The 20,027-nt window shown below is 68.4% G+C and carries 13 protein-coding genes; 2 read left to right on the forward strand and 11 right to left on the reverse strand.

Going from position 1 to position 20,027, the window contains the following annotated elements; all coding sequences use genetic code 11:
• Positions 1-128: 128 nt before the first annotated feature.
• The 8 genes from CHC08_RS37145 to CHC08_RS37180 all read right to left on the reverse strand — a co-directional run bounded on the left by CHC08_RS37145 (position 129) and on the right by CHC08_RS37180 (position 8,788).
• Positions 129-578, reverse strand: coding sequence for a hypothetical protein (locus tag CHC08_RS37145; protein WP_089212073.1), 450 nt, complete (start codon positions 576-578; stop codon positions 129-131).
• A gap of 120 nt (positions 579-698) precedes the next feature.
• On the reverse strand, positions 699-1,904 hold the full coding sequence (locus CHC08_RS37150; RefSeq protein WP_089212074.1) for an RNA polymerase sigma factor: 1,206 nt from the start codon (positions 1,902-1,904) through the stop codon (positions 699-701).
• Between the two features lie 30 nt (positions 1,905-1,934).
• Positions 1,935-2,276 (reverse strand): YciI family protein, encoded by a 342-nt coding sequence (locus CHC08_RS37155; RefSeq protein ID WP_089212075.1) that lies wholly within the window; start codon positions 2,274-2,276, stop codon positions 1,935-1,937.
• Positions 2,273-2,776 (reverse strand): SRPBCC family protein, encoded by a 504-nt coding sequence (locus CHC08_RS37160; RefSeq protein ID WP_179282431.1) that lies wholly within the window; start codon positions 2,774-2,776, stop codon positions 2,273-2,275. The genes CHC08_RS37155 and CHC08_RS37160 overlap by 4 nt, the downstream gene beginning before the upstream one ends.
• A 253-nt stretch (positions 2,777-3,029) precedes the next feature.
• Complete coding sequence (locus CHC08_RS37165; protein WP_089212076.1) at positions 3,030-4,148, reverse strand: substrate-binding domain-containing protein; 1,119 nt, start codon at positions 4,146-4,148, stop codon at positions 3,030-3,032.
• A 68-nt stretch (positions 4,149-4,216) separates the two neighbouring features.
• Entirely contained in the window at positions 4,217-5,506 is a 1,290-nt protein-coding gene (gene mmsB / locus CHC08_RS37170; protein WP_218825673.1) for a multiple monosaccharide ABC transporter permease, read from the reverse strand.
• Between the two features lie 5 nt (positions 5,507-5,511).
• Positions 5,512-7,059: a multiple monosaccharide ABC transporter ATP-binding protein gene (gene mmsA, locus CHC08_RS37175; RefSeq protein WP_089212078.1), complete on the reverse strand. Its 1,548-nt coding sequence runs from the start codon at positions 7,057-7,059 to the stop codon at positions 5,512-5,514.
• A gap of 715 nt (positions 7,060-7,774) precedes the next feature.
• A complete protein-coding gene (locus CHC08_RS37180) occupies positions 7,775-8,788 on the reverse strand; it encodes a LacI family DNA-binding transcriptional regulator (RefSeq protein WP_245878797.1) in 1,014 nt (337 codons plus the stop codon).
• Between the two features lie 606 nt (positions 8,789-9,394).
• Between CHC08_RS37180 and CHC08_RS37185 the strand changes: the two genes are divergently transcribed.
• On the forward strand, positions 9,395-15,004 hold the full coding sequence (locus CHC08_RS37185) for a GH92 family glycosyl hydrolase (protein ID WP_089212079.1): 5,610 nt from the start codon (positions 9,395-9,397) through the stop codon (positions 15,002-15,004).
• A gap of 381 nt (positions 15,005-15,385) precedes the next feature.
• Here CHC08_RS37185 and CHC08_RS37190 read toward each other — a convergent pair whose 3' ends face one another.
• On the reverse strand, positions 15,386-17,323 hold the full coding sequence (locus CHC08_RS37190) for a Xaa-Pro dipeptidyl-peptidase (RefSeq protein WP_218825674.1): 1,938 nt from the start codon (positions 17,321-17,323) through the stop codon (positions 15,386-15,388).
• A 526-nt stretch (positions 17,324-17,849) separates the two neighbouring features.
• Here CHC08_RS37190 and CHC08_RS37195 point away from each other — a divergent pair.
• A complete protein-coding gene (locus CHC08_RS37195) occupies positions 17,850-18,155 on the forward strand; it encodes a hypothetical protein (protein WP_089212081.1) in 306 nt (101 codons plus the stop codon).
• A 56-nt stretch (positions 18,156-18,211) separates the two neighbouring features.
• On the opposite strand, the gene CHC08_RS37200 is transcribed toward CHC08_RS37195, so the two are convergent.
• Both CHC08_RS37200 and CHC08_RS37205 read right to left on the reverse strand, forming a co-directional pair.
• Positions 18,212-19,429 carry a threonine synthase gene (locus CHC08_RS37200; protein ID WP_089212082.1) on the reverse strand — a complete coding sequence of 406 codons (1,218 nt, stop codon included), beginning with the start codon at positions 19,427-19,429 and terminating at the stop codon, positions 18,212-18,214.
• 345 nt (positions 19,430-19,774) lie between these two features.
• Complete coding sequence (locus CHC08_RS37205) at positions 19,775-20,026, reverse strand: formate dehydrogenase subunit delta (RefSeq protein ID WP_143653499.1); 252 nt, start codon at positions 20,024-20,026, stop codon at positions 19,775-19,777.
• Position 20,027: the final 1 nt, after the last annotated feature.

The raw sequence follows: 20,027 nt of genomic DNA on the forward strand, positions 1-20,027 counted from the left end.
GGCAGCGGCTGGGGACGCGGCGGGACATCTCCCCAAGGCTGCCGGCGCCCGCACCCGTGAGCGCTTCCCCGGACGAGGGTCCCCGGTTCGCATAATCAAGGACTGGGAAGCGGGCGATCGAGGTCCTGCTACCCGCAGTTGCCGAAGGCCTTGCGGCCACCGGTCGCCTCGGCGAAGTCCAGCCGGGTGTCCCGGGTCTCGCCCCAGTACGAGACGCACTTGCCGCGGGCCCTCACCTTGACCGGCCCGGCGTAGTACTTGAAGTTGCCCACGTCGGTATATTTCTTGCCGCCCTTCACCGTCAGGGTGGCGACGGTGCGGGTGGCGGTTCGGTAGAAGGCGTCCTTGATGGTGACCACGCAGTTGTAACCGGTGCTGCGGTTGTACATGAGGTAGACGTGGCCGAAGGTGTCACTGCCGGACTTGAGGGGGCGGGTGCCGTCCTTCACCTTGGTGAACCCCGCCCCGCAGACGCGTTCGGGAGTGTAGGGGTTGGAGGCCGCGTACGCCGGGTTGGCCGCGAGAACGCCGGCGGCAAGGGCCGTCACGGTGACGATCTTCGTAACAGACCTGATCACTTTTCTACCCTTCGATGGGGGGCTGCGGCGTATGCCACAGCGGATCAACCCGTCGATCTTGGCGTATCCCCTCCTTTCCGGCAATGGGAACCGGGATAAAGGCCTGGCCGAAGGCCGGCGTCAGCGATGCCGCAGCCGGTTGCGCAGGAAACGGCGTTCGGCGTCGGTGGGTGCGAGATCGAGCGCCGCGCGGTAGCCGTCGGCCGCCTCCTGGGTGCGGCCGGCGCGTCGCAGCAGATCGGCGCGTGTGGCGTGCAGCAGGTAGTAGTCGTTGAGCTGCCCGGCCTGGGCGATCGCGTCGACCAGCGGTAGCGCCGCCTCGGGGCCGTCGGCCATGCCGATCGCCACGGCACGGTTCAGATCCACGATCGGGCTTGGTGCGATGCGCGCGAGCTGTGTGTACAGCCCGACGATCTGCGGCCAGTCCGTTTGGGCCGCGACCGGCGCGGTGGCATGACACGCCGCGATGGCCGCCTGAAGCTGGAACGGCCCGGCGCGGCGCCGGCGTAATGCTCGTTCGCAGATCGCGGCGCCCTCCGCGATCTGCGCCTGATCCCACAGCGAGCGGTCCTGCTCGGCCAGGGTGACCATGTCGCCGTCCGCGTTCACACGCGCCGGCCTCCGGGCATCGTGCAGCAGCATCAGCGCGAGCATGCCGTGCGTTTCGGGCTCGTCGGGCATCAACGCCGTCACCACCCGTGCGAGACGGATGGCCTCCTGGCACAGCCGGGCCTTCTGCGGGTCTCCGTACCCTTCGTTGAACAGCAGATAGAGCACGTGGAGTACGGCGGGAAGGCGGTCCGGCAGCAGGTGCGCGGGCGGCACCCGAAACGGGATGCCCGCGTGTGCGACCTTCTGTTTGGCTCGGAAGATGCGCTGGCCCATGGTGCGTTCCGGCACCAGGAACGCACGCGCGATCTCGGCGGTGCTCATGCCGGTCAGGCTCCGCAGGGTCAACGCCACCTGGGCTTCGAGACTCAGCGACGGATGGCAGCAGGTGAACATGAGCTCCAGGCGCTCGTCGGGGATCTCACTGTCGCTCAGGTAGGGCGACGGCTCCGGGTTCATCGCGGCCGCCTTCCGCAGCTTTGTCGCCTCAGTGGACGCGCGACGCATCCGGTCGATCGCGCGGTGGCGTGCCGTGGTGGTCAGCCATGCCAGTGGCTGGTCCGGTATGCCTGATTCCGGCCACATCTGGAGTGCCTGCGCGAACGCGTCCTGCGTGCACTCCTCGGCCAGATCCCAGTCGCCGCCGGTGAACCGGATCATGGTGGCCACGATCCGGCTCCACCCGTCGGCGTAGATTCCGGCGATCCGGTCCCTCATCTGAGCCGTCACCGACGTCGTCCGTCTTCGCTAGTCCTGGTCGTCGGGCCAGAACGGACGCAGCTCGATCATCCCGGCCCACGCCATCGGGTGCTTGGACGCGATGTCGATGGCCTCGTCGAGGTCGGCGCACTCGATGATGTCGAAACCGGCTATCTGATCCTTGGTCTCGGCGTACGGACCGTCGGTCAGCAGCACCTCGCGGTTGCGGACGCGGACCGTGGTCGCGTCGCTCGCCGGCCGGGTGCGGTTGCCCATCAGCCGGATCCCCTTGCCGTCCATCTCCGTGACCCAGTCCTCCACGTCCGGGGCGCCGTCGTCCTGGCCGGGCTTGTAGTCGGGGTCGGTGCACACCAGCATCAGGTACTTCATCGGACTGCTCCCATCGTGGAGTCGGCGGTGGCCATCGCGGAGATCGTGGTGGTCATGTTTCGGCACAGGGTGACCAGACGGCTGTCAAGCATCCGCGGGTCGGTCTCGGCATCCGCGCGGGCGCCGCTGGCGCCGGGGCCGTGGGTGAACGAGTGATGGACCAGGGCGCTCCCCGGCTCGCCGCCCTCGCGCAGCTCGTAGCGCCACGTCGAGCCGACCAGATCGGCGTCGTCGAGAACGGTCCAGGCGAAAACGCCCGGCCGCTCCGCTTCGATGACCACGCAGGTCACCATACTTTCAAATCCGCTCGGAAACCGGTTGCGGCCGATGAACCGGGCGCCCGGAGCCGGGTCCTGGGCGCCGTCGCACCAGTTTCCGCCGGTGGCCTCCGGGCTCCACTCGCCGATCCGGTCCACCGCGGTGACCAGGTCCCACATCCGCTCGCGCGGTATCGGGACGGTCAGGGCGACCGCCACCTGTGCACCAGTGACCATGTCCATGAGCGTTCTCCTCTCGGTTGTCATGGGGATGACGAACGGGAGAGGCCCTCTACTACAGGCTCACATCAAGATTTTTTGCGAAGCCGGTCGGACGGGCGCATCAGGATCCTTTCGCGCAGCCGGTCGGGCACGTGCGTCCGGCCACGGGGGAGGTCCCTTCGCCGGCCGGGCGACGCCGCCCGGCAACAAATATGGGTCCCCGGCGTGGAGCTTCCGGGGACCCATGAATCCGGCTGACTACAGCCGGGCACCGCTACTTGGTGAGCGGGGCCAGGTCGGGGTCGTTGGCGTACGCCTCGACGACGTTCTCCTTGGTCACGATCAGCGGCTCCAGCAGGTACGACGGGACGACCTTCACCCCGTTGTTGTACGACTTGGTGTCGTTGACCTCGGGCGCCTTACCGGCCTGCAGGTCCTTGACCATCTGGATGCTCTGCTTGACCAGGTTGCGGGTGTCCTTGTTGATCGTGGAGTACTGCTCGCCGGCCACGATCGACTTGACCGACTCCGGCTCGGAGTCCTGGCCGGTCACCACCGGGATGTCCTTGCCGGCGCCCTTGACCGAGGTGATGATGGCGCGGGCCAGCGTGTCGTTGGGGGAGAGCACCCCGTCCAGGGTCTTGCTGCTGTAGGTGGAGGTCAGCAGCGAGTCCATCCGCCGCTGGGCGTTCTCGGCCTTCCAGCCGTCGGTGGAGGTCTGCTTGATCTCGGTCTGGCCGGAGCCGACCACCACGTCGCCGGAGTCGATCTGCGGCTTCAGCACGCTCATCGCGCCGTCGAAGAAGACCGCCGAGTTGTTGTCGTCCGACGAGCCGGAGAACAGCTCGACGGTGTACGGGCCGGTCGGCTTCTTCGCCTTCATGCCGTCCAGCAGGGCCTTGCCCTGGAGCTCGCCGACCTTGAAGTTGTCGTACGCGACGTAGTAGTCGAGGGCCTGGGTGTTCTTGATGAGCCGGTCGTAGGCGATGACGGTCGCGCCGGCCGCCTTGGCGGCCTCCACCTGGGTGGACAGCTGCGCGGCGTCGGTCGCACCGATGATGATGACCTTGGCACCCTTGGTGACCATGGCCGAGATCTGCGCCTGCTGGTCGGCGACGGTGGTGGAGGAGCCGGCGTACTGCACGTCGGACTGGAAGCCGGCCTCCTTCAGGCCGTTGGTGAACAGGTCACCGGCCAGGACCCAGTTCTGCGAGGTCTTCGCCGGCAGCGCGACGCCGATCAGGGCGTCGGCCGCGAAGCCCTTCGCGGCTTCGGTCGAGCCGCCGGCGTTGGTACCGGTGCTGGTGTCCGCCGAACGCTCGGAGGAGCAGGCGGTGAGTGCCAGGAGCGCGATGGCGCCGGCCGCCACGCTACGGACGAGGGTATTGCGCATTTTTCAGGTGCCCTTCTTCGAAGTAGGACGGGGCGGAGGCCTTCCGCCCGTCAGTGGTGGCCCGGCTGTCAGCCGGCCACCGGACTTTTGCCGCGCTCCTGGTCCGTTCCGGTGCCAGGCGCAGGGTCGGCTGGTGCCTCCCTGCGGAATGGACGCGTCAGCGATTCGATGATCGAGAAGCGTCCCTGCTTTTTGTTGTAGACGTCGAGCGCGACGGCCAGCAGCAGGACCAGACCCTTGATGATCTGCACCCGGTCGGACCCCACGCCCATCAGCTGCAGGCCGTTGTTGAGCACGGCCATGACGAGGCCACCGACGATGGACCCGCTGATCGTGCCCAGGCCGCCGGAGACGGCCGCGCCACCGATGAAGACGGCGGCGATCGCGTCCAGCTCCCAGCCGATGCCGTCCTGCGGCCCGGAGGCGGCCGAACGGGCGACGAAGATCATGCCGGCCAGGGCAGCCAGGACCGCCATGTTCATCATCACCAGGAAGTTGACCCGCTTGAGCTTGACGCCGGACAGCTCGGCGGCCCGGGAGTTGCCGCCGACCGCGTAGATGTGCCGGCCGCCGGCCGTGTTGCGGGTGAAGAACGAGTAGATCACGACCAGGACGCCGAGAATGATCCCGGAGATGGGAAAGCTGGTCCCGACGCGTCCGCCGGCGAACTGCAGGGTCGCGAACACCACCACGACGAGCGGGAAGGCGACCCGGATCGCTGAGATCCACATCGGGGCGACGTCGGCCGACATCTGCTGCCGGACCCGGCGGGCCCTCCACTCCCGGACCACCACCGCCACGCCGACCAGCAGGCCGAGCAGGAGCGTGAGGTTGTTGTACCCGGTGTTCGGGCCGATCTCCGGCAGGAAGCCGGCACCGATGGTCCTGAACCCCTCGGGCACGGGAATGGTGTCGGCGTTGCCGATGAACTGGTTACCGCCCCGGAACAACAACATGCCGGCCAGGGTCACGATGAACGCCGGTACCCCGACGTAGGCCACCCAGAAGCCCTGCCAGGCGCCGATGACGACGCCGACCGCCAGACCGATCAGGATGGCCAGGAACCACGGTACCGAGTAGTCCTGCATGACCTTCGCGACCACGATGCCGACAAACGCGGCGATCGAGCCGACGGAGAGGTCGATGTGCCCGGCGACGATGACCATCAGCATCCCGATGGCCAGGATCAGGATGTACGAATACTGACTCACCAGCGAGATGAGGTTGCCGGAGTTCAGCGTCAGGCCGTTGGTCAGGATCTGGAACAGCAGGACGATCGCCACCAACGTGAAGATCATCCCGAACTGCCGGGCGTTGGAGGTCGTCCCTCCGAACAGGGACTTCTGAAGTTCTTTCACGCGGCTCATGATCGCTGTGCCTTCTTCACTGAGGTCATCTGCTTCATCAGGAGTTCCGGGTCGGCATCTCGCCGGTCGATGTCGCCGGTGATGGTCCCTTCGAACACCGTGTAGATCCGGTCGCACAGGCCGATCAGCTCGGGCAGCTCCGAGGAGATGACGATGACGCCCTTCCCCTGGTCGGCGAGTCGCTGGATGATGCCGTAGATCTCGTACTTGGCGCCGACGTCGATGCCCCGGGTCGGTTCATCGAGGATCAGCAGGTCGGGATCGGTGAACATCCACTTCGCCAGCACCACCTTCTGCTGGTTGCCACCGGAGAGTTTGGTGACCCCCTCGTCGACGGTGGGGGCCTTGACGCGCAGGCTCGTCCGGTAGCCCTCGGCCGCCTGGTACTCCCGCACCGAGTCGACCACGCCGCGGGTGGAGACCTTGGACAGCTTGGCCGACACCATCGAGGTCTTGATGTCGTCGAGCAGGTTCAGGCCGATCGACTTGCGGTCCTCGCTGACGTACGCCAGGCCGTGCGCGATGGCGTCCGACACGGACCTCAGCACGATCTCCTGGCCGTCCTTGAAGATCTGCCCGGAGACGTAGGTGCCGTACGACCGGCCGAAGATGCTCATCGCCAGCTCGGTGCGCCCGGCGCCCATCAGGCCGGCGAATCCGACGATCTCGCCGCGGCGCACGGTGAAGCTGGAGTTCTTGGCCACCAGGCGGTCGGCGGAGATCGGGTGCCGGACCGTCCAGTTGCGTACCTCGAAGAAGACCTCGCCAATCTTGGGGGTGTGGTCGGGGAACCGGCTGTGCAGCTCCCGGCCGACCATGCCCCGGACGATCCGGTCCTCGTCGACGCCGTCCGCCTTGATGTCGAGGGTCTCGATCGTCCGGCCGTCCCGCAGGATGGTGATGGAGTCGGCGACCTGCGCGATCTCGTTGAGCTTGTGGGAGATGATGATCGAGGTGACGCCCCGCTGCTTGAAGTGGCGGAGGAGATCCAGCAGGTGCTGGGAGTCGGCCTCGTTCAGGGCGGCGGTGGGCTCGTCGAGGATGAGGAGCTTCACGTCCTTGGCGAACGCCTTCGCGATCTCCACGAGCTGCTGCTTGCCCACGCCGATGTCCTTGATCAGCGTGTCCGGGTCCTCCTCCAGGCCGACCCGGGCCATCAGCTCCAGTGCCTGGCGGTTGGCGACCTTCCAGTCGATCACACCGCCGCGGCCCGGTTCGTTGCCGAGGAAGATGTTCTCGGTGATGGACATGCCGGGCACCAGGGCGAGCTCCTGGTGGATGATCACGATGCCGGAGCGTTCGCTGGCCCGGATGTCGGCGAACCGGCTCTCCGTGCCCTGGTAGAGGATCTCACCGGAGTAGGTGCCGTACGGGTAGACCCCGCTGAGCACCTTCATCAGGGTGGACTTGCCGGCGCCGTTCTCCCCGGCGATCGCGTGGATCTCGCCGGCCCGCACCACCAGGTTGACGTCGGAGAGCGCCTTGACCCCGGGGAACTCCTTGGTGATCGAACGCATCTCCAACAGGACGGGTGCGTCGCTCATGACCGGCTCACCCCGGTTCGGGCCTGTGCCAGGTACGGCCGCGAGACAGCGTTGTCACCGTCTCTGGGCCGCCAGAGGGATCCGCGCGTGTCCGGCTGCAGGGGTCCGCGCCAGGTCACCACCGACATGGTTGCCTCCGGGGGTTCGTCATCAGTTCGTCCACTTTGCTGCAGCTTGAAACATATCTCGAAGCCGAGAGTGTTCCGCAAAGCTCAATTCACTCATTTTTCGAACGATTCGCTTGGTTGGGTAGAGGCGTGTGGTGCTGCCCCTGTCGTACGTGGTTACGCGTAGCCGACCGTCGACAAGGGGCGAGTTCGGCCGCCTCGTCGTGGGTGGCAGGCAACGAAGTCCGCTGGAAGCGATCGTGTGGGGGCACTCGGTCCCGGCGCCTGCCGGCAGGAGGATCCACGCCTGAGCGGATTTGCTGACGAGACACGGTGTCGCAGGAGGAAAGAATCAGTGATCATAACGATTCTCATTCCTCCGATCGGTCGTGACATCGTTGTCAGGCAGGCAGCGGATAGAGACTCCTCCCGTGTTACGGGCGTGTCAATCGGACTCCCCCCAATGTGGCCATTTCGTGACGTATCGCAACGCTCCGTGAGATTTTCCTCACCTGATCCTTTTGGCCGGTCCCGGTCTGGCCGGCGCACCTCGCGCCGGACCGGCGGCGATCGGTCGCGGTGAGTGATCGTCCAGTTCCGCGTCCGGTTCAGCGCGGCGGGACGCCCCGTTCGACCAGCTCGGTGGGCAGCACCACGGTGCGCGGCCACGACCGGTCTCCCTCGATCCGCCGGAACAGCAGCTCGGCGGCGGTCCGGGCCAGCTCGCGGGTGTCGTAGGCGATCACGGTCAGCGGATACGGCATCAGGCGGGCCAGGTCGAAGTCGTCGAATCCGACAAGCGCGGCGTCGCTGCCGCGACGGCACAGCTCCTCGACCACCCCGAGCGTGATGCGGTTGTTCATGCTGAAGAAGGCGGTCGGCGGGTCCGGCTGGTCGAGCAGCTCGGCGACGACGCGGGACGCCGCCGCCGGGTCGCGGATGCCCTCCCGGACGAGCCGGGTGTCGTACGGCGCGCCGGTCGGGGCCAGCGCGTCCTGCGCGCCGTCAAGCCGCTCGCGCATCGTGTAGACGCCGATCGAGTCGAGCAGGATGGCGATCCTGCGATGGCCCGCCTCGACGAGCCGGCCCACCCCGGCCCGCGCGCCCCCGCGGTTGTCGAGCAGCACCGTGTCGGCGAGCACCCCGCCGGGCGGCCGGTCGAGAAAGACCATGGGGGTGCCGAGCTCGACCTCGGCGCGCAGGAACGAGTGGTCGTGGCCGGCGGGCACCACGAGCAGCCCGTCGACGCGGCGGGCGCACATGTCCCGCAGTAGTTGCTGCTCACGCGCCGGATCCTCCTCGGAGCTGGCGATGATGAGCATCGTGTCGTGCCGGCGGGCGACCTCGGCGGCGGCTCCCGCGATCGCCGCGTAGAACGGGTTGGCGATCTCCTCGATCAGCAGTCCGATCGTGGCGGTCGTCTGCCCGGAGCGCAGCGAGCTGGCCAGGTGGTTGCGGCGGAAGCCGAGCTCGGCCACGGCGGCGAGCACCCGCTCGACCAGCTCGGGCTGGACGTTCGGCGTGTTGTTCACGACCCGCGAGACGGTCTTCAGGCTCACTCCGGCCAGGGTCGCAACGTCCACCATGGTGGGCCGTCTCGTACGGCCGACGTCGCTGGTCATGTGACGAACCATACCGACACGCCGTCATCCGACGTGACAACGTTGTCCGGGTTGCAGGAGGCTCCGTGCCCGGTCTCGCTCCGGTCGTCGGCATCGGCGGACCAAGGTCACCCGCCTCCTGGTCGCCGCCGACGGGACCGCCGCCGAGCGCCGGGTGCGGCCGGCGGCCGGCTCGGAGGACCCCGAGGCGGTCTGGCGACTGATGGCCGGACACGCCTTGGAGGTGCCGCGGCGGCCGTGGCGGTCGCGACGCCGCCCCGCCCGCCTGAGCGGGCCAGGCGACCTGGGAAAACAGACGGACTGTTTCGGGGAGGTTACACGATCGAGTCTTGACAACGTTGTCTTGTGGGGGAAATCTTAGCTGCGCTTTATAGATCCAGACCCGGCGGGTTCCCGCGAGCCCGCCATCCCCTCATGGAGCTTCCGCATGGTCCAAGACCTACGTCCCGGCACAGACGACGTCTGACGACGTCGATGCCTGCACCGACGTACGGCAAGCCCGTCCCGAGTGCCCGGTAGGCACACTCTCGCTCCATCGCGGTCGACCAACCGTTTACCCCCGACGTTCGACACTCTCGACCCCTATCGAGTCAAAAGGCCCCCGCCATGTCGTATCCCCCCCTTGTCCGCCCCCTGTTGCTCCGACGGTTCGCCGCGGTCGCGGCACTGTCGCTGCCGTTGTCACTACTCGTCGCCGCATCCCCCGCGAGCGCATCGGCGCCGCCGGGCAACTTCAACTCCTCATTCGAATCGGCGGACCCGCAATCCGCGACGAGCACCGTCGAGGTCGCGAACGGCCAGCCGGTCCAGGCGAACCTGAGCGGATCGAACCCCGGACTGCCCGGCAGCCTGCGCGGCCAGGTCAGCGCGGTGACCGCGAGCGCGGAGAACCCGCCCGGCGAAACCGCCGTGAAACTCAAGGACGACGATCCGTCGACCAAGTGGCTGGCGTTCAACCCGACCGGCTGGGTGACCTACCGGCTGGACAAGCCGGCGGCGGTGGCGAAGTACTCGCTGACCTCCGCGGGCGACGCGCCGGGCCGCGACCCCAAGGACTTCACCGTGCAGGGGTCGAACGACGGCGGCACGTGGACCGACCTGGACAGGCGGACGGGGGTGAGCTTCGGCGGGCGGTTCGCCACCAACGTCTACAGCTTCACCAACACGACCGCTTACGCTTACTACCGGCTGAACGTCACCGCGAACTCCGGTGACCCGCTCATCCAGCTCTCCGAGTGGAACATCAGCGACGGCTCGGACACCAGGCCGCCGGCCACCCCGATGGTCAGCGTCGCCGGTCCCGGACCGGTCGACGGCTCCAACATGAAGCCGGGGGCCGGATTCACCGGAGTGACCGCGCTGCGGTACGCGGGATACGCCGAAGCCGCCGGTCGCTCGTACGCGACCGACAAGCTGTTCGACGTCGACATCCCGGTCGGGCCGAAGACCCGGCTCTCCTACAAGATCTTCCCCGAGTTCACCGGTGCGGACGCTCAGTACCCGTCCACCCATGTGGCCGTCGACCTGCACTTCACCGACGGCAGCTACCTGAGCGCCCGTTCCCCCCTTGACCAGCACGGCTACCCGCTCACGGCCGCCGGACAGGGCGCGTCGAAGGTGCTCTACGTCAACGAGTGGAACGCGGTGCAGTCCGAGATCGGGTCGGTCGCGGACGGCAAGACGATCGACCGCATCCTGCTCGCCTACGACGACCCCCAGGCCACCGCCTCGACCCGTTTCCAGGGCTGGCTCGACGACATCGCCGTCACGGGCGTCGCGACCCCGATCGACGGCTCCAGCCTGACCAACTACGTCGACACCCGGCGCGGGACCAACGCGACGGGCGGGTTCTCGCGTGGCAACAACCTGCCGATCTCGGCGGTGCCGAACGGCTTCAACTTCTTCACACCGGTCACCAACGCCGCGTCCAACTCGTGGCAGTACGACTACCAGCGAGGCAACAACGCGGCCAACCTGCCCACGCTGCAGGGACTCGCGATCTCGCACGAGCCCAGCCCGTGGATGGGCGATCGCAACCAGATGTCGGTCATGCCGGTGCCGGCCGGCGGCTCGCTCACCGGAGCGCCCAGCGGCCGGGCACTCGCCTTCAGCCACAACGACGAGATCGCACAGCCGGACTTCTACCGGGTCAAGCTGCAGAACGGCCTGATCGCGGAGATGGCGCCCACCGACCACGCCGGGATCATGCAGTTCACCTTCCCGTCCGGGCAGGCCACCGGAAGCCTCGTCTTCTACAACGGCACGTTCACCATCGGCACGGACGGCACGTTCACCGGCTGGGTCGACAACGGAAGCGGCCTGTCGGCCGGTCGCAGCCGGATGTTCGTGTCCGGCGCCTTCGACCGGGCGCCGACGGCGTCCTCCGCCACGTCCGCCACCTTCGACACCTCCGCGAAGCAGCAGGTGACGATGCGCATCGCGACGTCGTTCCTCTCGGCCGACCAGGCACGCAAGAACCTCGACCTGGAGGTCACCGGCAAGAGCTTCGACCAGATCCGCGCCACCGCCGCGGCGGCGTGGAAGGACCGGCTCGGCCGGATCGAGGTGCGGGACGCGACCGAGACGCAGCTGGTCACGCTGTACTCGAACCTGTACCGGCTGAACCTGTACCCGAACTCGCAGTCGGAGAACACCGGCACCGCCGCCCAGCCGCGCTGGCAGTACGCGAGCCCGGTGTCGGCGCCGACCGGCACCTCGACCGCCACGCAGACCGGCGCGAAGATCGTCGACGGGCAGATCTACGTCAACAACGGGTTCTGGGACACCTACCGCACCGTGTGGCCCGCCTACTCGCTGCTGTACCCGGACATCGCAGCCAAGATCGCTGACGGGTTCGTCCAGCAGTACCGCGACGGCGGGTGGGTCGCCCGCTGGTCGTCACCCGGCTACGCCGACCTGATGACCGGCACCAGCGCGAACGTCGCGCTGGCCCAGGCCTACCTCAACGGCGTCGAGCTGCCCGACCCGCTCGCCGCGTACAACTCCGCGGTCAAGGACGCGACCGTCGCGTCCGGGCGCGGCGCGGTCGGCCGCAAGGGCATCGAGACCTCGCTGTTCCTCGGCTACACTCCGACCTCCACCGGCGAGTCGGTGTCGTGGGCGCTGGAAGGCTTCATCAACGACTACGGTCTCGGCAACATGGGCGCGGCCCTGGCCAAGGACCCGGCCACGCCGGCGTCGGAGCGCAAGCGGATCAAGGAAGAGTCGCAGTACTTCCTGGAGCGTGCCCGCAACTACGTCAACCTCTTCGACACGAAGACGAAGTTCTTCCAGGGACGCGGCGCCAACGGCACGTTCCTCACCGGCAACCCGCTCGACTGGGGCGGCGTCTACACCGAGACCAACGGGTGGAACTTCGCGTTCACCGCGCAGCAGGACGGCCAGGGACTGGCCAACCTGTACGGCGGGCAGAAGGCGCTGGAGCAGAAGCTCGACGAGTTCTTCGCCACCCCGGAGAACGCCGACAAGCCCGGCGGGTACGGCGGCACGATCCACGAGATGATCGAGGCGCGTGCGGTACGCATGGGCCAGCTCGGCATGAGCAACCAGCCGTCGCACCACATCCCGTACATGTACACCTACGCCGGCGCGCCGGCCAAGACGCAGGCGATCGTGCGGGAGATCCTGCAGCGCCTCTACGTCGGCGGCGAGATCGGCCAGGGCTACCTGGGTGACGAGGACAACGGCGAGATGTCGTCGTGGTACATCCTCAGCTCGCTGGGCCTCTACCCGCTGCAGGCGGGCTCGTCCAACTGGGTCATCGGTTCGCCGCAGTTCACTCAGATGACCGTCCACCGGCAGAGCGGCGACATCGTCGTCAACGCGCCGGGCAACAGCACGAAGAACGTCTACGTGCAGGACGTGAAGGTCAACGGGAAGGAGCAGCGCGATGTGTCCATCGACTCGTCCGTGCTCGCCCATGGCGGCACGATCGACTTCGAGATGGGCCCGAAGGCTTCGTCCTGGGGCGACGCCAAGAACGAGGCACCGCCGTCACTGACCAAGGGCGACGAGACGCCCAAGCCGTTGCAGGACACCACGGGTCCCGGTCTCGGCACCGCGACCACGAGCGACGGGCAGAACGCGTCGAAGCTGTTCGACGACTCGTCGACCACGCAGATGACCTTCACCTCCGGCACGCCGCAGGTGAACTGGGTTTTCCGCAGCGGCAAGCAGACGCCGACGTACTACACCCTGACCTCCGGGGCGAGCCCGGGCGACCCGGCGAAGTGGAAGCTGGAGGGCTCCAACGACGGAATCACCTGGACCGGGATCGACTCTCACAGCGACGAGGTGTTCCCGTCGCGCAACCAGACCCGGCCGTTCAGAATCAGCCATCCGGCGCAGTTCGCGCAGTTCCGCCTGGTCGTGACGGAGACCGTCGGCGCCGCGCAGACCAACCTCGCCGAGATCGAGTTGCTCGCCGGCGGCGACGTCCAGCTGGGTGGCGGCGCCATCACGGTCTTGGCCGAGAGCAGCGTGCACGCGACGTCCGGCGCCGCGGTGTCGGTGCCGCTGGCCTCCGTCACCGGGGGCACCGCGAGCGGCTACCAGGCCACGGTCGACTGGGGTGACGGCTCACCGGTCACCGCGGGCACCCTGTCCCTGAGCTCGCGGGGCGTGTACAGCGTCAGAGGCTCGCACACCTACGCCAAGCCGGGTTACTACCAGGCCGGCGTCACGGTGACCGACGGCACCGGCCTGGGCTCGGGAACGGTCGGGGTCGACGTGGCCTACGCGCCGGGCTCCGGCCTCACCGCGGCCTTCGACACCGTCTGCATCGGTGACGAGGGCGTCCAGGCGGCGAACTGCGACGCCAAGTCGTGGGCGTACTCGCGTGCCGCTCTCGTGGCGGCAGGCGTGACCCAGGGCCGGCAGCACGACGTGCCCGGTACGGCGCTGCACTTCACGCTGCCGGCGATCCCGGCGGGGCAGATGGACGACGCGACCGGCAACGGCAAGAAGATCGTGCTGAACCTGCCGGACGACGCGAAGAGCATCGCGTTCATCGGCGCCGGTACGCAGGGCAACCAGAGCACCACCGGAACGGCGACGTTCAGCGACGGCAGCACGGCCGCCGTCCCGATCCAGATGAGCGACTGGACGCTGGGCGGCAACCCCAGTGGTACGCCGTCCTACGGCAACATCATCGTCGCCAAGACCGCCTACCGGCTGCTCGGCACGAGCCGGGACGGCGCGCAGCCGTTCCTGTTCGCCACCGCGCCGTACCAGATCCCGCAGGGCAAGAAGCTCGTCTCGGTGACCCTGCCGGCGCAGACCGGTGAGCCGGGCTCGGCGGGCAGGATCCACGTGTTCGCCGTCGCCGACGACGGCACGCCCATCCCGGTGCTGGAGACCACCGCGCCCAAGGGCCAGACGGCCATCCCCGGTCAGGCCTTCTCGGCGGACCTCGGTTCGGTGACCGGTGGCGTCCCCGGCTCAGCGGGCTACCAGGCCCGCGTCCAGTGGGGTGACGGAACGGTTCCCGCCGACGCCACGGTCGGCTCGTCCGGTGCGATAAGCGGACAGCACACCTACACGCAGGAGGGCACCTACACGGTGCACGTCACCACATGGGACACGCTGTCGAGCGGCGCCTCGACGTTCACCGTGACCGTGAAGCAGACCGGGTCGCAGCCGTCGATCTCGGTGTCGGCATCCGCCACCGTCGCCGCCGGTGACCCGATCACCGTCGACGGCAGCGGGTTCGCCGCCGGAGAGCGGGTGACCGTCAAGCTCGGCACCGAACAGGCGCGCAGCGTGACGGTCACGGCCTCGGAGAAGGGAGCGGTGCACGCGTCGATAGCGGCGTCCGATGACGCGCAGCCCGGCCGGTACTCCGTCACCGCCGCCGGCGCGTCCTCGCAGACACCGGCGACGGCGACCGTCCAGGTGGCCGAGGAGCAGGCAACGCCTGAGTACCGACCGCAGGTGATGCTGTCGACCACCTCGGGGCCGCGCGGCACGGCGATCATCGTTGACGGTTCCGGGTTCGCGCCGAACGAGGCGGTCACGATCGGCTTCGGTGACGGCCTCTCGTCCGGCACCGTGCACGCGAACGGCGACGGTGTCGTCTCCGGCGCGACCGTCAGCGTTCCGGGGGCGGCGAAGCCGGGTTCGACCGGCATCACGCTGGCCGGCGCCAAGTCGGCGACCCGGGTCGAGCTGACCTTCGAGGTCACCGGCTCGAACTAAGCAGAAACAGTCAGAACCGCAGGAGGGCGGGGGCCGTATCACGGCCCCCGCCCTCCTGCGTCCTGCGTCCTGCGTCCTGCGTCCTGCGTCCTGCGTCCTGCGTCCTGCGTCCTGCGGGTCAAGGGGGCGCAGGTTCACGTCCTGTCATCCCGGCCAGGTTTTCGCCGGCCGGAAAGAGTGCCACCCGAAAGGGAGGCACCGAGTCCACCGCGGAACGATCCACAACAAGCGCTGGATGCTCTTCCGCGCGTGTCCCCCGATGGGGAGGCACCGAGTCCACCGCGGAGGCGCGTGTGCACCGGCACGGAGCCACTTCATAAAAGCCGGACAGGGCGGGCCGCCGGGTGGCGGCCCGCCCTGTCATCGGGATCGGGAGTGGGATCAGCCGTTCGCCGCGGTGAACGCGGCCGCTCCGCCGACGATCGGCAGCTTGACCGTGCTCTTGACCGTGTCGAGCTGCAGCGTCGCGCCGGGGGCGGGCCGGATGGTGTACTCGTAGTCGCTCGACAGCAGCACGATGCCGATGCGGTGTCCCGTCTGGAACACGTAGTCATGCGGCTGCATGTCGAAGTCGAGGTTGTACGTCCTGCCCGGCCTGATCGGCTCGCTCTCCGAGAGCGACTTGCGGTTCTGCGGGTCCCTCCAGCCCCGGGTGATGATCTTCGCCTTGCCGTTCTGGTCGTAGTCGACGAGCAGCGCCGTGACGTTCGCGGCAGGCTGTCCGAAACCGATCTGCAGCGATACCGTCGGCGTGCCGCTGAGCCGGACCGCGCCGGACAGTGCCCCCGACTTGTAGGCCAGGCGGTTGGGAGACGTCACCGCGTCGGCGAGGGTCTGCGCCGTCTTGGACGCGTCGTCGACGATGGTCTCGGTCGCCAGATCGCCCCGGGGGGTCTTGTCACGGGTGAGGACACCGATGGTCCCGTCCGTGCTGGGCGCCAGGTTGAGCTTGGCGTCCGCCGCGGCCGGGTCGGGCCACTCGGGGTACGTCACCAGCGTCCTGTCCTCGCGCTGGATCAGCGCCCGGGGGTCGTTCTCCACGCCGTTCTGGTAGTCCCACAGGTAGCGGGTGAACCAGCGGTTGAGCACGTCGACGCTGGGGGAGCCGCCGTGGCCGCCCTGGTGCAGGTAGATCTTGTGCGGCACATTGCGTGCCTTGAGCGCCTCGTACCACTGCGCGGCCTGCTTGGTCTTGACGTTCCAGTCGTTGAGCCCGTGCGCGACCAGCACCGCGGCGTGGACCTTGTCGACGTCGTTCATGTAGTTGCGCTCGTCCCAGAAGGCGCTGTAGTCGCCGGTGACCCGGTCCTGGTCCTTCTCGAGCTGCTCGATGACGCTTCGGCAGATCTGCTGGTCCGCGCGGGTGTAGACGTACTCCGCGAGCACGTCGGCGTCCTCGCCCTGGTAGCCGCCTGCGGCGACCACGGCGCCGTTCGCGCGGTAGTAGTCGTACCAGCTCGAGATCGCCGAGATCGGCACGATGGCCTCAAGGCCCTCGACACCGGTGCTGGCGACCGCGTTGGGCAGGGTGCCGTTGTACGAGGTGCCGATCATGCCGACCTTGCCGGTCGTCCACGTGGCCGTGACCTCCCCACCGGCGGCGTCGTAGGCCTTCGCGCGACCGTTCAGCCAGTCCACGACGGACTTCGCGCCGATGGTCTCGTTGCGCCCACCGGTGGTCGGGCAGCCGTCGGACTTGCCGCTGCCCAGCGACTCGGCGTGAACCACCGCGAAACCGCGGGGCAGCCAGCTGGACTCCTGGCTGGTGCTGATGGCCGGCTGCGGGCCGGTGTCGGCGGTGAGCCTGCTGACGTCGGTCCCGTTGGTCCCGTCATCCGCCGCCGCGGCCAGCCGCTCGTCGGTCGCCGGGTCCAGTACCGAACCACCGCGCTCCGGCTTGCTCTTGCTCTTGCTCTTGTCCGGGCGGACCGCCTGGTTGAGCTCGTGGTCGACGTTGTGGTTCGTGATCTCGTTGCCGCCCGCGTAGTAGGGGCTGGCCTCGTAGACGACGGGCGACTTCAGACCGCCCGTCTCGGTCTCCTGGAGCCGGGTGACCTCGGCGTGCACCCGGTCGTTCCGTCCGTCTCCGTCGCTGTCGACCGGGGTCTCGACCCATACTTCCTGGCGGATCCAGTCGTTTCGGTTCGACGAGAACACCGGCTGGGCCATGCCGTTCTGGAAGACCGGTCCGACGGGGGCCGCCGCGTCGGCGGGGGCCGAGATGGTGGCAACCCCGGCGAGGGTCATCGTGGCGGCGAGACCCAGCGCCGCGGCGGCGCGGCGTACTGATCCCGGACTACGGAGAGAGGTTGGTGCCATGCGGCCCGTTTTCTGGCGCGGCAAAGACATCGGCAAACCTTCCAAGCAAGCGGTATGAGACTGGAAATTGGATAAAACAGGTAAAGAAATCCCCAAGAAGACCCCAGAAATGATCTAAGTTCCCGGAATGTCTTTGGTGGCTGTTTTGTCTCGATTTCGTATCGATCGCGACATATGGGCATATGTCGATCAAGGTCTCATCCGAAGGCACGGAACTCTCCGGAGATGGATCGGTCGATCGGCCAGGCGGACGAGCCCTGGCAGCGAGCCGATGCCGGCCGCGGGAGTCATCGCGAGGTGACGGCCGTCAGCCGTGCCGCCGGTCCGCCCGTACGGGGAGTCACGGCTCCCGCGTGCGGCTCGGTCCTGGTGAAAGCGGACCACCGGCGTCCCGCCGCTCCGACCCCGGACGCCGTCGTCCGCGGCATCCGGGCGGCTGGTTTGCCCGGCCCCTCGCGGGGCAGACGGCCGGCGAGCGGAAAGGTGGTTTCCGCCCCCTGCCGACGGCGACGAAGGTGTGATTCCGATGAGTCTGCACGCACTGGCGATCGCGTTCGGCTGGGCCATCGTCGCGGTCGGATGCGCGATGGCCGTATACGGCGTCTGGCTGCTGGTGACGGGCAGGGCGCCCAGGCGGATTCAGGCGTCGCGGGTCGGATCGTACGCGCGGTCGCTGCTGTTCTTTGCGCTCTTCATCGTTTCGACGGCACTACCCAGACTGCTGGACTGGCCGGACGAGCTGTCGGTCGTCTTCATCCCGCTCTCGTTCATCTCCCTGCTGGTGGGAATCAAGCTGATGGCGGAGACGAAAAAAGTGCTGCACTCCACGTGACGAGGAGGGGCGGCCGTCCTCGTCCGGTCCGGCCTTCCGGTGGCGCGACGTGAGCGTCAGGTGAGGTGGGCGTCCACCGCCAGGATCGGCGCGTCCACGGAGACCGTCCCCGGATACTTCAGGCCCGCTCCGGTGTTCAGCACCACGACCTGCTCGTCCGCGCCGATCCATCCCGACGCGCGCAGCTTGCGGGCCGCGGCGAAGGCCGCCGCGCCTTCCGGGCAGACGAAAGCCCCCTCCAGGGCCGCGACCTCCCGCAGCTCGGCCAGCAGCTCGGCGTCGCTGACCGTGATCGCGGTCCCCGAGGTCTCGGCCAGCGCGTCCAGGATGAGGAAATCGCCGATGGGCTTGGGCACGTTGATGCCGAACGCCACGGTCTGGGACCCCTCCCAGAACCGGCTCTCCCGCTCTCCGGCCTCGAACGCGCGGACGATCGGCGCGCACCCCTCGGCCTGGACCGCGACCAGCCGCGGCGGCGGACCCGAGATCCAGCCCAGCTCCCGCAGCTCGTTCAGGGCCTTGTGGATGCCGATCAGGCCCACCCCGCCGCCGGTCGGGTAGAGGATCACGTCGGGCATCCGCCAGCCGAGCTGCTCGACGATCTCGATGCCCATGGTCTTCTTGCCCTCGATGCGGTAGGGCTCCTTGAGCGTCGAGGCGTCGAAGACCCGGCCGTCCGAGGCCGCGACCAACTCGCCGACCATTCGCCCGGCATCGCTGATCAGGCCGTCGACCAGGTGCAGGTCCGCACCCGCGGCCACGCACTCCCGCCGGGTGATCTCCGGTGCGTCCACGGGCATCACGATCGTGGCGGTCAGGCCGGCCCGGGCGCTGTACAGGGACCAGGCGGCACCGGCGTTGCCGTTGGTCGGCATCGCCAGCCGCTTGACTCCCAGCTCGGCCGCCCGGGACACTCCGACCGCGGCGCCGCGGGCCTTGAAGGAACCGGTGGGGATCAGCCCCTCGTCCTTCATCAGCAGTCGCGGCAGGCCGATCCGCTCGCCGTACCGCGCCATCGGCAGCAACGGCGTCATCCCCTCGCCCAGGGTGGTCACCGACTCCGGGTTCCTCACCGGCAGCAGCTCGTGATAGCGCCACAGGTCGGGGGAGCGCCGGGCGAACTCCGCGGGGTCCAGCGAGGAACGGACCGCCGCCAGGTCATAACGGGCGAGCAGCGGTGATCCGCACTTCGTGCACAGGTTCTGCGGCCGCTCGCTGTCATGATCGGCTCCGCACCGGCCACACTCCAGGTGGGTCAGCTGGCTGAAACTCATAGGTGCTCCCTGGTGCTCTTCTGCCGTCGGCCCTCACGCGGCCGGATCTTCGGCCGCGGCGCAATGGCACGTTCAAGTGTGTATACGGCGATACCAGACAGGCCCCGCCGATGTCCAACTCGGAGCCGCGGCGCGAGGGCTGGAGCCGTGCTCACCGCGTACGGCTCGGTTGGGATGAGGAGGCCGCCGGACCCGTCGCCGAGAGCACGTCCCGTCCTGTGCGTGCTGCCCGGCCGCTCGCGCCAGGTGTGCTCGAAAGCCCGCCGGGCCCTCCTCTTCGACGTCGAAAAGGAGGGCCCGGCGTTGTGGTCGGCCGTCAGGGGAACCGTTCTCCGGCCTGCGGGGTCAGAGTGGCCTGAGTTCCGTATGGGTGTCGGAGGGTGGCGGCAACAGGGCGGCGGCGGCCACGACCAGCGGGTCCATGCCGCTGCCGGAGACCCCGGCATCGGCGATCAACCGGGACCGCATCCTGGGATCCCAGAAGCTCTGGATGTGGTCGGCGATCACCTGGGCCGCGAGGGCCGGATCGCGGCGCTGGAACTGCGCCGCGATCTCGTTCGCCAGGCGAACGTGAGGAGGGGTGTGCGTCGAGGTCACG

Source organism: Streptosporangium subroseum (assembly GCF_900188345.1).
Classification (GTDB): domain Bacteria; phylum Actinomycetota; class Actinomycetes; order Streptosporangiales; family Streptosporangiaceae; genus Streptosporangium; species Streptosporangium subroseum.

Coding starts and splice junctions, on each gene's coding strand:
- CHC08_RS37150 (WP_089212074.1), bottom strand. CDS start 1,904: ATGAGGGACCGGATCGCCGGAATCTACGCCGACGGGTGGAGCCGGATC.
- CHC08_RS37155 (WP_089212075.1), bottom strand. CDS start 2,276: ATGAAGTACCTGATGCTGGTGTGCACCGACCCCGACTACAAGCCCGGC.
- CHC08_RS37160 (WP_179282431.1), bottom strand. CDS start 2,776: ATGGACATGGTCACTGGTGCACAGGTGGCGGTCGCCCTGACCGTCCCG.
- CHC08_RS37165 (WP_089212076.1), bottom strand. CDS start 4,148: ATGCGCAATACCCTCGTCCGTAGCGTGGCGGCCGGCGCCATCGCGCTC.
- mmsA (WP_089212078.1), bottom strand. CDS start 7,059: ATGAGCGACGCACCCGTCCTGTTGGAGATGCGTTCGATCACCAAGGAG.
- CHC08_RS37180 (WP_245878797.1), bottom strand. CDS start 8,788: ATGACCAGCGACGTCGGCCGTACGAGACGGCCCACCATGGTGGACGTT.
- CHC08_RS37185 (WP_089212079.1), top strand. CDS start 9,395: ATGTCGTATCCCCCCCTTGTCCGCCCCCTGTTGCTCCGACGGTTCGCC.
- CHC08_RS37190 (WP_218825674.1), bottom strand. CDS start 17,323: ATGGCACCAACCTCTCTCCGTAGTCCGGGATCAGTACGCCGCGCCGCC.
- CHC08_RS37195 (WP_089212081.1), top strand. CDS start 17,850: ATGAGTCTGCACGCACTGGCGATCGCGTTCGGCTGGGCCATCGTCGCG.
- CHC08_RS37200 (WP_089212082.1), bottom strand. CDS start 19,429: ATGAGTTTCAGCCAGCTGACCCACCTGGAGTGTGGCCGGTGCGGAGCC.